This is a genomic window from Motilimonas sp. E26 (assembly GCF_021278025.1).
Taxonomy (GTDB): Bacteria; Pseudomonadota; Gammaproteobacteria; order Enterobacterales; family CBDFNC01; genus Motilimonas.
Map to the genome: position 1 here is coordinate 149,667 of NZ_JAIBHJ010000007.1, position 12,649 is coordinate 162,315.

Genomic DNA, 12,649 nt, shown 5'->3' on the forward strand with positions numbered 1-12,649 from the left:
ATCCGTGTTCAGCAACGAATTTTTATCATACCCGATGGCCAAAATAACCCAAGAACAATGCCCCAACAACGTGAAGATGTTCATGATTTGACATGATTAAATTTTTCTATCCCTAACACATTCATAAATGGGATAGTACTGCTAATCTACCAGTTCTATATCTAAGTTCGACAATAGGCAAATGGCCTCATAGCGGCTAAATTTAGCTTTTTGTAAACGATTTCGGGTAATATCCATGTGGTAATTTTCTGCTCCAACAAAGTTAGCTTGCGTTAAGTTTGTTTGGCTAAATTGACTACCATAGAAATCTGAGCCGCTAAAGTCAGCACGGCAAAAACTCCCCTCTCGAAAATCAACCCGATGCGCCTTACAATCTTTCAGCGTTAGTTCATTAAGACTTAAACCGAAAAATGAGTTATCCGAAAGTAAACATGATTTAAAAGACACCGTTTGATCAAACACATAGTCAAGCCAAACGGCTTGAGTCCAATCGATGCCGAGCAATTTACAATCGGTAAACAAAGCCTGATTGAACTGGCAGCCTAATATCGAAGCATTACTCAAATTACACTGTAAAAAGTTACACCGGATAAACTGACAACGATTAAAACTCGCTTGTGAAAAATCACACCGCTCAAAACTGCAGTCTTCAAACGTTAATGAATGATGCTCATGTTGGCTAATGAGTTGGTCAAATGTTTCGTCTGTATACTGGGTTTGATTATTAAACATGGTGAATTCCATAATGCATTTAAGGGGGAAATTGAGTAAATACCTGAAAGATAAAGCCTATTGACTCAGGGGGGCCCATTAGATAGTGGTTTCCTCCATCCATCATACGCTGTAAACGGTACTAAAAAGAACGATTCATCTCAACATTTAAGAACCAAGCGTGAATACTATCGAAAAACACAATTGATAATAGTTATCATTTGCATATAATGGTAATTAATATCACTTGTGAGACCGATTCGATGCAATTTTTCGCTACTGACAATGTAACGTATTTTTCTTTAAAGCAATTTACGCTTTCCCATAAACGTTTGTTTCTTCCTGTGCTACTACTAACATTATTACTACAGGACGACTTGCAATCCATTATCGTGGCAACACTTGCTGATGCTTTTTGGGCCGTATCTTGTTATGTCGCTTTTACCCTCACCCTTTACCATTATTTGTCTAGGTTATTTGATCACACCAGCAGGATCAGCCAGTTATATCGACACTCACGCCAAAACCAAGTCATTTTCGCTGCATTGATGGGCGCGCTGCCCGGCTGCGGTGGCGCCATCATAGTAACCACTCAATTTATCCAAGGAAAAGTGGGGTTTTCAGCCATGGTGGCCGTACTAACCGCAACTATGGGCGACGCCGCCTTTTTACTATTGGCAAGTAAGCCACAAGTAGGGCTGTTTATGATAGTACTTGGCGTTGCGGTCGGCATGATATCTGGCATTATTATTAACTTCTTTCACAGTGACGACTATTTACGGCCAAGTATTCATTCAACCCCATTAGGCCCAACAATACAAAACCGAGAGTTAGCATCTAATAATAGTATCATCAACATACAAGGTCTTTTCTGGCAACTACTTATGGTCCCAGCTCTTATCATTGCCGCACTTAACTCGTTTCAAATCAACATCAATCAGTTACTGTCATTGCCGAGTAATAGCATTGAATGGGTTGGCGCAATATTGTCGCTTCTCACATTAAGCTTATGGGCATTAACTAAGAAAACCTGTGACTATCAATCCACCGTCGCTGAAAGTGATAAACAAACTTGCATACATCCAATGGAAAAAGTTGCACAAGATACCCACTTTGTTAGTGCTTGGGTTATTGTGGCGCTACTCAGCTTTGAGTTAACAATTCATTTCGCAGGTGTTAATCTTTCTGAGTCTCTCACTGGCTGGGGGCCGTGGATGCCATTAATGGGATTAATCATTGGCTTATTACCCGGTTGTGGGCCGCAAATCTTGGTGACGAGTTTATACATCAGCAGCGCGGTGCCCCTTTCAAGTCAAATTGCCAATGGCATATCAAACGATGGTGATGCGTTATTTCCGGCCTTAGCGCTAGCACCCAAAGCGGCGCTGGTCGCCACTTTTTATTCTGCTATTCCCGCTTTTGTGGTCGCTTATGGTTATTACTATCTATTCGAATAATTAGGTTACTAAAGTCAAATAAGGCGCAGCCAAGTCGGCGCGCCCTCTATTTTAACAACCATTACCAAGGATGTTCTTCTCCTTGCCAGGTCCAAAAACGCCCTGAGTGCTCAAGTTGTAGCTTTTCTACTAATTCAAGGATCCCAACCGCGCTTTGCTCCGCGGTAATCTCGGCTTCGCTGCCGCCCATATCGGTTTGTACCCAACCAGGGTGCACTGGACATACAATAATGCCCTGCTCTTGGAGCTCTAGCGCCATTACTTGCATCACTTTATTCACCGCGGCCTTAGAGCTACGATAAGCAAATGCGCCCTTACTTACTCGGTTAAGCGAGCCCATTTGACTTGAAACAGTCACAATACGAGGCCGTTCAGCGAGGCTCAAATTATCTAATAGCAATCGACTTAACGTAAAAGGTGCGATGGTGTTAATAGCAAAGGCATTTAACCAACCAGTACTGTCCATGTCTGTTAGGGATTGATTCGTCGGCCCCATGACGCCCGCATTGTTGATCAGTACATCAATTTTGCGGCCCTGTAACCCCTCAGCCAAGGCTAGTATTGACGCTTCATCATCAAGGGATAATGTCATCAAACTTAACTCAGCATGCTCTCCGCCTAGCGCCTTTAAAGCCCCGCAGCTACCTTCATCACGGTAAGTGGCCAGTACCGCATAACCTTTATTTAAACATGCTTCAGTCAGGGCCAAACCAATACCACGGTTAGCACCAGTGATCAGTATTGTTTCCATCGTATCTAGTTACTCCGTTTCTATGAGGTTGGTTTTCATTAACGCCACATCAAGCCTGCATTAATTGAATAACCATCAATGACCTAAAGTTGGCTTAAATATTTCGCTAACGCTTTTATACGCAACAAAATCTACATTGAACTAGCCTAACAGATGTCATTTATTTGATATAGCCTATACACTGGCTAAGACATTACTTGAATGGAGAAAAAGAAAATGGATAACAAGTTACTACTGATTATCTTGTCGTTATTATTGCCACCCATTGCGGTATTTTTGAAAAAGGGCGTGGGCGTTGATTTGCTGATCAACATAGTGCTGTGTTTAATCGTGTTTTTCCCAGGTGTGGTTCATGCCCTTTGGGTAACAATGAAAGATGGCTAGTGCTATATCAGGCGAGTTAACATTGTTTGTTAGCTCGCCTAAATCATTTTTTACGCGGCAATTTCGTTCAACTGCTGCTTAGCTAACGCAATCCCCTGCTCTGCACTTTCTGGCCCCATCGCCAGTGCTTCAGCGTAAACGACTTCTACTTCAGTAATACCAATAAAGCCCAACACCGTTTTTAAATAAGGCGTTACATGATCATGCTCTGATTCTTTGTGGGCACCGCCACGAGTGGTAATAATTATCGCCTTTTTACCCGTTACAAGACCTTGCGGCCCTTTCTCAGTGTAGGCAAATGTCACGCCAGCACGAGCAATAAAATCAAACCAATTTTTCAACTGGGTAGGAACACTAAAATTATACATGGGCGCAGCAAGCACTAGCGTATCGTGCTGCATCAACTCTTCAACCAACTGATTTGATAGCGCCAAAGCCTGCGTTTGCTGCATATCTAAATTATCACCACCGCGTAATGCTGTGGCAATGGCCCCATCTAACACAGGAACAGGCTCCGCCACTAAGTCACGTAACGTTACTCGCACACCTTGCGCCTGCCAGCGCGCAGCTAAGTGCGCCACCAACAGCGAAGATTGAGAATGTTCACCTAAAATACTTGATTGTAATAGCAATGCTTTTTTCATTATTGGCGCCCTTTTGATTATCATCTAGGAATATTTACGCCAACTTTATAGCCTCACAATCTTGAATAATAGTGCTAAATTTAAGCTAAAACATTCTATTATTTAGAACAAACATCACAATCTTGTCCATTATCTGATTTTCAACCTATTTTTTTACAACTAACAATTAATAATCTATACACATAATAATAGCCTGATATATACAATCCTAGATACAGTAGAAGAACAATAAACTAGCAAACCTAGTAAGCTGCGCTATTATACTCTTCTATGAATTTTCTGCTTGTTTAGGGCACCTATATGAAATTGAACAATGTTAGCATCAAACAAAAAATATTAATGACAGTCGTCATTGCTATTTTACTGTCCACCGCCCTCGTTGGCCTCCTCAGTCAAAGGAGTGCTAAAGAAGTCGTACAACAACGTATGCTTAACTCAGAAATGCCCAGTATTACCAAGCAAATTCGCGATCAAGTTGATCATGAAATTAGCGGATTAATGAATGCTGCTGAGCAATTAGCAAACGATCCATTTTTGCAAGCTTGGCTCAACAATGGTCGCCCAGAAGAACAAACACCATTGGTGATCCAGCAGCTAGCGGTATTGAAACAGCAATATGATCTAGTGCAAACCTCCTATGCCGATAAAGAAACAGGTGCTTATTACACTCAGTCAGGTTTTTTACGCTTATTAGACAAACAGCAAGATAGCTGGTTTTATGATTATCGCGACAGTGGTGAAGAGCGCATGCTCAATGTCTTTACCGAGGCTAACGGCGAAGTAAAATTATTTATTAACTACCAACAGCCAAATGGTCGAGCCTTAGTCGGCTTAGCTAAATCCCTTGATGATATGGTGAATTTACTGCAACGCTTCACTATTGAGCAATCAGGTCGAGTATTCTTAGTTAATGCTAAAGGCGACGTGCAAATTCATTATCAAGGTGGTCAAAGTAGCGGACAAAGCCTTGCCCAAATTTATCCTAACGCCAACACGCAAAGTTTATTGAGCCCAGATGATTTCAACATTATTGAAACGCAAGTGAACGGCGTCGATATGTTGGTAGCAAGCAGCTACATTCCAGCCATGGATTGGTATTTAGTTGCTTATGTACCTGCAAATGAAATATTTGCCATGCTCGATCAATCAGCCTATCAAATCCTGATCTGGACCTTGTTGATTGCTGCTGTATTTATTGCACTAGCAGCAGTATTAGCCAACTCAGTCAGCAAGCCCATCGCGCAAGTAGCTAACATGCTACAAGACATTGGCGCCGGTGGCGGTGATTTGCGCCAGCGCTTACCCGTTAATGGTAATGATGAAATTGCCCAACTGGCTAGTGGCTTTAATAGCTTTATCGAAAAAATTCAACAATCAATGATTGAAGTGGCCAGCACCAGTAAGTTATTGAATAGCTCCGCCAGTGACGTTGCTAGCCAAGCCCAGCAAACCTTAAATGACAGCGAATTACAAAAAGACCGTACCGTGATGGTTGCCACTGCGATTAATGAAATGGGCGCTACTGTTAATGAGATCGCCAGCAATGCAGCAAACGCGGCCATTGAAGCCAAAGATGCTGACAACCAAGCAAATGATGGTCAAAAACTCTCGGATCAGGCACGAGGAACAATTAACAACTTATCCAACGATGTATCTGAAGTCGGTGAAGTGATTGAATCTCTCGCTCACCACACAAAATCAATTGGTACTATTTTAGACGTGATCCGAGCAATTTCTGAACAAACTAACTTGCTGGCTCTCAATGCCGCCATAGAAGCAGCCCGTGCCGGAGAAGCTGGTCGCGGCTTTGCGGTAGTAGCAGATGAAGTACGCAGCTTAGCTTCACGCACTGCCGCCAGCACCGACGAAGTACAAGCCATGATCGACAAACTCCAAAGTGAGGCAGCCAAAGCCGTTAAAGCCACCGAACTAAGTTTGAGTCGCTCTCATGAAGGTGTCAGCTCTGTGGATGCCGTCAGTGAATCGCTGATCAGCATTAGTGAACGTATCGCCCTGATCAGTGACATGAACATGCAAGTAGCCGCCGCCACCGAAGAGCAATCAACCGTGGTAGAAGATATCAACCGCAATGTGAATGACATCAATGATATAACTCACCGCACCGCGAACACAGCGCAAGCCGCTGCACAGGCAAGTTCAGAGCTAACCGAGTTGTCTCACCGCCTTGATAGCTTAGTGGCAACCTTTAAGGTTTAGTGATCTTGGTGCTTAGACTCTCAACTAATGGATCACCATTAAATTCAACGGTGTAAAAGCCTACCTTATGAGACTCAAAGGCCAATGTAATATTGGCCTTTTTGTTTTTATGGCGAGTTTCTTGTCAGTACTGATGGTTTTATGTTCATATCCAAGTATTAACTAATTCTATTTATCTGATTAGAGGTACTTTATGACTGCGCCAACGTGGAACCTATCGCTAGCCTACAACGGCTTAACTGATCCACAGATCAACCACGACATCGCTGATATTGAGCAAGGCATTGCAGGCTTAACCCAGTTAGACCCAACCAAGATTGAGCATCTACAACAAGCCTTAGTAAAAGCTGAAGCTATCGGCGTCAAACTGCATACCCTATCCAGTTTTGCTAACTGTATTACCTCTGTGGATGCCAGTAATGAACCAGCCAAAGCCTTAGACGTTAAAATGGACGGCTTATATTCACGACTGCAACAACAGTTAAGCCCAATTCAACACGCACTGATCCACGGTAGTGACGAGCAATTAGCACAAGTATTAGCAGGCAATGAGCAAACAGGCAGCTTAGCTCATTTTGCCTTTACCTATCAGCGCGAGCGCCTAAAAAGCGCAACTTCCCTAACGGTGAAAGAAGAGCAGCTACTGAGCGCCATGCAAGTCAATGGTCGCAACGCCTGGTCGCGTTTATACGACAACCTTACCGGCAGTATTCAAGTTACCTTAACGCTGGCTGATGGCAGCCAAGAAACCATGGGCTTATCCCAAGCCGCTAGCATTTTATATGGCAGCGATACCCTGCGCCATGAAGCTGCTTGGCGCGCCATTAATCAAGCAATGACGCAACATCAACAAAGTTTTGCTGCCATCTTAAATGCGCTAGCAGGCGATCGCTTAACGGAATACGCCAAGCGCAGCGACGTTGCCGTGAGTAAAGGCCAAGCGCCAGTGCATTTTTTAGACCCCTCCTTGTTTGACAGCCGCATTGAAGCGCAAACCTTAAACACCATGATCAGCGTGACGAAAAACAATCGTGCCTTAGGCCAACGCGCGGGTAAATTAATGGCGCAATGCTATGGTCAAACCTGCCTGAAACCTTGGCAAGAGCAAGCCGCGATGCCCGCATCAGAAGGTGAAATTGCAGAGCAATACAGCTTCGAACAAGCCATCACCATCATTAAACAAGCTTTTACAGGGATCGACCCAGAAATGGCCGAGTTTGTTGACTACATGGTAGAAAACCAATTAATCGACGCCGCTCCTGCTCCGAATAAACGCATGGGCGCTTACTGTACCCAATTTGCAAATAGTCGTACCCCATTAGTGTTTATGACATGGGGCAACAGCATGTCAGATGTGATCACCCTCGCCCACGAGCTCGGCCATGCGTTTCATAACTGGGTGCTTAAGGACCAACCGCGTACTTTAGCAAACTACCCAATGACCTTGGCAGAAACCGCCTCTATTTTTGCCGAAAACGTAGTGCGATCAGCATTAATGGAGCAAGCCACTAATAAGCAGGCTAAATTACAAATGTTATGGGAAGAAGCACAATCAGCACTAGCCCTATTAAATAACATTCCCGTGCGCTTTGAATTTGAACAGGCCTTTTACACTCAACGCAGCCAAGGTGAACTTTCGCCAGCGCAGCTAAGCCAACTAATGTCTGATACCTGGGCCGATTGGTATGGCGATGCCATGGACGAAACCAACCCGATGTTTTGGGCCAGCAAACTACACTTTAGCATTGGCTCGGTGAGTTTTTATAATTACCCTTACCTGTTTGGTTACCTATTCAGCAAAGGGGTTTATGCCCAGCGTGCTGCCAAAGGCAATGAGTTTTACGCGGATTATAAGGCGCTACTGGCCGATACTGGCGCCATGACCGCCGAAGACCTAGTGCAAAAACATTTAGGCATGGATATTCGCCAAGCCGATTTTTGGCAGCAAAGCTTAGACTTAATAGCACAAGACATCGAACAATTTGCTGCGCAATTAGCACGCTAATTTGCCCCCAAGCAATTACAAGGTGCATATTCGGCCTAAATTGCTTGGGAATCCCCCCTCGTTGCACACAACATCAAAAAGCAACATGGTTCAACTAGAACACAATACACTTTTGATGCTATAGTCCATTGATTTTAATCTAATTAACTGATAAATCCAGTTTATCACGAGAGCCAATCTATGCCTTTTACACCCTTTCATATGGGCCCTGGAATAATCATTAAAGCCTTGTTCCAAGGCAGCTTTAGCTTAATGGTGTTTGGCTGGGCGCAGATCATCATGGACTTACAACCCTTGATAGTGATGATCACAGGTGAGGGGCATTTACATGGTTTTAGTCATACCTTTGTTGGCGCCAGCTTGCTCACCGTTGTTGCGACCCTCAGCGGTAAACATCTGTCAGAATGGGGCTTGAGATGGCTCGAGCTAGACCGATTTATGCCGACAAAAATAAGCTGGCCCGTCGCTTTTTTCAGTGCCGCCATTGGCTGTGCCAGCCACGTAGTACTCGACGCCATCATGCATCACGATGTGGAGCCGTTTTTCCCCGTTAGCCTCACCAACCCACTGTTAAACCTACTCAGCCACCAAGCTTTACACCAATTTTGTTTATACTCTGGCGTAGTTGGCGCGGTGGTGTTTTTTGCCATTGCTTGGCGGCAACATCGTCGGTAAGCGAGATCATCGCCTACTGAAGAATTGGATCATGGCACTGAATAAGATGTCCAGATACGGTGTTATGTGGGATAAGATCAGGTAAAAAATATGTTGTTGACGCCATAGTCGTTTATTATGTGCGTTTTAATGAGTATCCAAATATAAAGAAATAATATCTTTTGCGTAAGGGTATACACTTTTATCCGCATCATTACATAGGACTATCGTCGATAGTTTTTTAGCAGGAATCCGAATATAAATAGTTTGAACACCTAAGTAAGACCCGCTATGCATATAGGCATCATAGCCATCTATTTTAGTTACTACTTGCCCATTAGCATATAAGCCAAAGCCATCATAAGCAGAAAATTCACTATTAGGTTTATTCAATAAAGAAATTAATTTATCAGGATTCCTTCCTAAGCTTGGACTGTAAAAATGCTGATCCCATTTTAATAAATCATTAAGAGTAGTATGTAAACCACCATCACCACCCCAAAATAAATTCGTCATATCAGTTTGGTAACCACCTGTCATTCTTCTTCTCTTATACCCACTTTGGCTTCGCGACACCTACTCTTATCTGTTCTAGCTACAACCACTTTTCAGCTTTCATCAAGCCATTCCACGCTTTACCAAGTAGCGATGGAAATAAGCGAGGATAAAATAAAGAGGTAAAGGCAAACACACCAAATATTACCCAGAAACCTAAGCTACCTATAAATGCATTTTCAGGTCCCCAAAAAGTTAAATACTTGTTGGTTGCAAGCCAAAGTAATGCTGTTGTTGGCAGCGCAAATAACATTGATGCAAACTGCCCTAGCAAAAACTCTTGCAGCTTATTTTCTGATTGTTTGATAGCAAAACCCCTTAGCTAAAACTGCCACGTAACGCCTACATTTACGGCTAGTTTGAAGCGCAGCGAAAAAAATTGTCTGATAGCCGCGCCTTGATAGTCATTGGGCCCCTCCCCAAACCTCTAACCGAGGTACGCTTAAGGTAACCATACCCAGCAGGATGAAACTCAATAAACATTTATAATAACGCACATCCATACTACTGTGGTATCGGTTTACAGGAAAGCTGGTGGCAAAGCTGGCAGGGAAAGTTGGGACATCCACCAAATTTCGGAGTTGATTCAGGGCAGACCAACTGACCGCGAGGTAAAGTCATGGCCACATCCTGCTCAATAAGTGGTTTTTAAACTATGGCTCAGGATGTGAATTAGTGCAAAAAGTGATGGATGTCCTCAAATCTCTGCAAAAAAGATGGCTGTCCCATCACTTGCCATGGGGTGTCGGCTTCACGACACCTATTCTTATCTGTTAGCAGTATTTATACGGGATCATGAAATGACATAATATAATGAAATTCATCAATCCCATCTAAGCGAAGCCCTTTACTAATAAACTCACAAGGCTTATCACTTTGTTTTAAGCCATACCCCATGTAACCAAAGTTTACAGTTTCATCATCTGCAAATGCCGCCTCCAAATATGCTACCGATTTTTGCGTATCGCTAGAGGTTGGATGGCTAGAATGAACAAATGGTAACCAAGAATACCAAGGAACTCTCTCATACTTTAAGTGGACTTTTAGTGTGTCACAGCTTTCATAAAATTTACGTTCATTCACAAATTCAATTGTAAAATCCGCACTAGCTACGCTACTTTCAAATTCCTTTATATTAACTTCACTGTAATCCCCTCCTGCAAAGCACAAAGTTGGGAACAATAAGATAACTAGAATGCGAGCCATATACACCTTACTGCTAACGCCTAGTTCAAAGGCTTGATAACACAAGCGACAGTTTAGGCTAAAATACGCGCAGCGTATAGCCTAAACCGAGCGGTGTGTTGAAAGTCCTTTGGAACGGCTTGTTATGAGTTGACTAGATTTCTGATACATTCCTTAACATCTGGAGAATTAGCAAAAATATTTGCAAAAAAATTTCCGTCTAGAATTTTTCCATATTCAGAGATATTGGCTTTAGTATTAGCGCCGTTATTAGCAAGAAACTCAATAATCTTAATTGAATTGCGGCTGCAAGCTTTTAAAAATGGGGTTTTGTCCATATATGCTCTTAACTCGATATCAGCTCCATATTCGAGCAGTTTTTGTATTAATGAGATTGCGAGTTCTTCTTTATACTCACCCATTTCAATTAATTGATGAAGCGGAGCTTCACCACACTCATTGATAAAGTTTGCATTTGCTCTTTTACTAAGCGAATACTCAAGAACCTCAAAATTGTATTCTTTGCAAGCCCATAAAAGAACGGTATCACCAGAGTCATCGAGCAAGTCAATATCTTCAAATTCGGCTATGATTTCAATAATATCCTCATTGCTTAAATCTCGAAAATCATAAGTATAATCCATGCTAAATCTCCATACCGAAACTCATAACGCTTATTATACGGAATTCCGTATAAATCCCGCACGTTACCGCACGAAAATCGTCATTCCGCATAAAATAAATTAATAATATTCAGCCAGTTAAATGCTCTTTTGTTAACCGTAACAAGCAACACAGGGGAAAACAAAGGGAGCCTAGTATTTACCGAGATCAAATTTGGCCCCCATAAAGAATTCAGCTGATTCATTTTGTGATTATATATCAAAGTGTTAGAAACAAGGTGTGAACAAAGCGAGACTTTTACTATTTATTTACCGCACCAAAATTTGGCAAAACCAGCTAAACTCCATTACACCTGTATAAATAAACATCAAACAGACGGTAAGTCACGGCCACCCGTTTCATCATTCTTTTGCCGCTAAACAACAAAATACAGGTCAGTTACCGTCTGCAAATAGACCTCACCCCCAACTCAAGTTATCATAGCGCTATTATTTATTGCTTGAGTTGTGCCCTTGTTAAGCTATCGCCATTCCTACCATGCTGGCAATTTTGCCGATGTACTAAAACACCTTGTTGCGCTGCGTATTTTTCGTCATTTAAATGCCAAGCCTAAGCCCTATTTGTATTTAGACACTCACAGCGGCCCCGGCGGTTATGCCCTTAACTCTGAGCATGCACAAAAAACGCAAGAATACCTCACTGGCATTGCCAAACTTTGGCAACAAGGGAATTTACCCGAGCCATTGCAAGACTACGTTGACCTAATCAAAGACTTTAACGAAGGCGGCGAACTAGCCCACTACCCCGGCTCACCATCCATTGCCAAAGCTGTGCTGAGTGAACACGACAGACTAAACCTGTTTGAGCTGCACACCACTGAGATTGAATTACTAAAACAAACCTTTCCTCGTGAGCGTCGCACGGCGGTTGAGCATGGCGACGGCTTTAAAGGCTTAATTGCCAAAGTACCGCCTAAAGAGCGCCGCGGCTTTGTGTTAATTGACCCGCCGTATGAGATAAAATCTGACTACGACAAAGTGGTGAGCACTGTAATTGCTGCTCATAAGCGTTTTGCAACGGGCGTCTATGCCATTTGGTATCCCGTAGTAGAGCGTTATCGCATTAAGCAGATGGAGCAAGGCTTTATTAACAGTGGTATTCGCAACATTCAATTGTTTGAACTGGCGATTAAACCAGATACCACTGAGCGCGGCATGACCTCAAGCGGCATGATAGTGATTAACCCGCCATGGAAACTAAAAGCGGAAATGGACGCCTGTTTGCCCCTGCTGGCTGAGTTACTTGGCGACAACCAACAAGGTTTTTTCCGCAGCGAGCAATTGGTACCGGAATAATTTACTAGTCGCACTGGCGCGTTTGCCAACAACGCGCCTTACTGTTGCGGTGACAGAGGAAATTAAATCGACGATGAAAACTGCTGGTTAGGCCATTTCACAAACAG

The 12,649-nt window shown here is 43.0% G+C and carries 13 protein-coding genes; 6 read left to right on the plus strand and 7 right to left on the minus strand.

Annotated features, from left to right (window positions below):
* Positions 1–141 precede the first annotated feature (141 nt).
* Positions 142–732, minus strand: a complete 591-nt coding sequence (locus tag K1M91_RS08490) for a pentapeptide repeat-containing protein (protein ID WP_232801314.1) — start codon at positions 730–732, stop codon at positions 142–144.
* 242 nt (positions 733–974) lie between these two features.
* On the opposite strand from K1M91_RS08490, the gene K1M91_RS08495 reads away from it, so the two are divergent.
* Positions 975–2,168, plus strand: a complete 1,194-nt coding sequence (locus tag K1M91_RS08495; protein ID WP_232801315.1) for a putative manganese transporter — start codon at positions 975–977, stop codon at positions 2,166–2,168.
* A gap of 61 nt (positions 2,169–2,229) precedes the next feature.
* On the opposite strand, the gene K1M91_RS08500 is transcribed toward K1M91_RS08495, so the two are convergent.
* On the minus strand, positions 2,230–2,919 hold the full coding sequence (locus K1M91_RS08500) for an SDR family oxidoreductase (RefSeq protein ID WP_232801316.1): 690 nt from the start codon (positions 2,917–2,919) through the stop codon (positions 2,230–2,232).
* Positions 2,920–3,135: 216 nt separating this feature from the next.
* On the opposite strand from K1M91_RS08500, the gene K1M91_RS08505 reads away from it, so the two are divergent.
* On the plus strand, positions 3,136–3,303 hold the full coding sequence (locus K1M91_RS08505; protein WP_232801317.1) for a YqaE/Pmp3 family membrane protein: 168 nt from the start codon (positions 3,136–3,138) through the stop codon (positions 3,301–3,303).
* A 50-nt stretch (positions 3,304–3,353) separates the two neighbouring features.
* Here the strand turns inward: K1M91_RS08505 and K1M91_RS08510 are convergent, their stop codons facing one another.
* On the minus strand, positions 3,354–3,947 hold the full coding sequence (locus tag K1M91_RS08510) for an FMN-dependent NADH-azoreductase (protein ID WP_232801318.1): 594 nt from the start codon (positions 3,945–3,947) through the stop codon (positions 3,354–3,356).
* A gap of 300 nt (positions 3,948–4,247) precedes the next feature.
* Between K1M91_RS08510 and K1M91_RS08515 the strand changes: the two genes are divergently transcribed.
* The 3 genes from K1M91_RS08515 (at position 4,248) to K1M91_RS08525 (ending at position 8,844) form a co-directional block, all read left to right on the plus strand.
* On the plus strand, positions 4,248–6,164 hold the full coding sequence (locus K1M91_RS08515) for a methyl-accepting chemotaxis protein (protein ID WP_232801319.1): 1,917 nt from the start codon (positions 4,248–4,250) through the stop codon (positions 6,162–6,164).
* Between the two features lie 193 nt (positions 6,165–6,357).
* The gene (locus tag K1M91_RS08520; protein ID WP_232801320.1) at positions 6,358–8,169 is read left to right on the plus strand and encodes a M3 family oligoendopeptidase; all 1,812 of its coding nucleotides are present in this window, start codon (positions 6,358–6,360) and stop codon (positions 8,167–8,169) included.
* 180 nt (positions 8,170–8,349) lie between these two features.
* On the plus strand, positions 8,350–8,844 hold the full coding sequence (locus K1M91_RS08525) for a hypothetical protein (protein ID WP_232801321.1): 495 nt from the start codon (positions 8,350–8,352) through the stop codon (positions 8,842–8,844).
* A gap of 126 nt (positions 8,845–8,970) precedes the next feature.
* Here the strand turns inward: K1M91_RS08525 and K1M91_RS08530 are convergent, their stop codons facing one another.
* From K1M91_RS08530 to K1M91_RS08545, 4 genes are all read right to left on the minus strand, one after another.
* Positions 8,971–9,363 (minus strand): hypothetical protein, encoded by a 393-nt coding sequence (locus tag K1M91_RS08530; RefSeq protein ID WP_232801322.1) that lies wholly within the window; start codon positions 9,361–9,363, stop codon positions 8,971–8,973.
* Positions 9,364–9,418: 55 nt separating this feature from the next.
* Positions 9,419–9,631 (minus strand): hypothetical protein, encoded by a 213-nt coding sequence (locus tag K1M91_RS08535; RefSeq protein WP_232801323.1) that lies wholly within the window; start codon positions 9,629–9,631, stop codon positions 9,419–9,421.
* 530 nt (positions 9,632–10,161) lie between these two features.
* Entirely contained in the window at positions 10,162–10,584 is a 423-nt protein-coding gene (locus K1M91_RS08540) for a hypothetical protein (RefSeq protein WP_232801324.1), read from the minus strand.
* A gap of 122 nt (positions 10,585–10,706) precedes the next feature.
* A complete protein-coding gene (locus K1M91_RS08545) occupies positions 10,707–11,207 on the minus strand; it encodes an ankyrin repeat domain-containing protein (RefSeq protein ID WP_232801325.1) in 501 nt (166 codons plus the stop codon).
* A 492-nt stretch (positions 11,208–11,699) separates the two neighbouring features.
* Here K1M91_RS08545 and rlmJ point away from each other — a divergent pair, with 492 nt between their 5' ends.
* Positions 11,700–12,542: a 23S rRNA (adenine(2030)-N(6))-methyltransferase RlmJ gene (gene rlmJ / locus K1M91_RS08550; protein ID WP_232801326.1), complete on the plus strand. Its 843-nt coding sequence runs from the start codon at positions 11,700–11,702 to the stop codon at positions 12,540–12,542.
* The last annotated feature ends 107 nt before the right edge of the window (positions 12,543–12,649 follow it).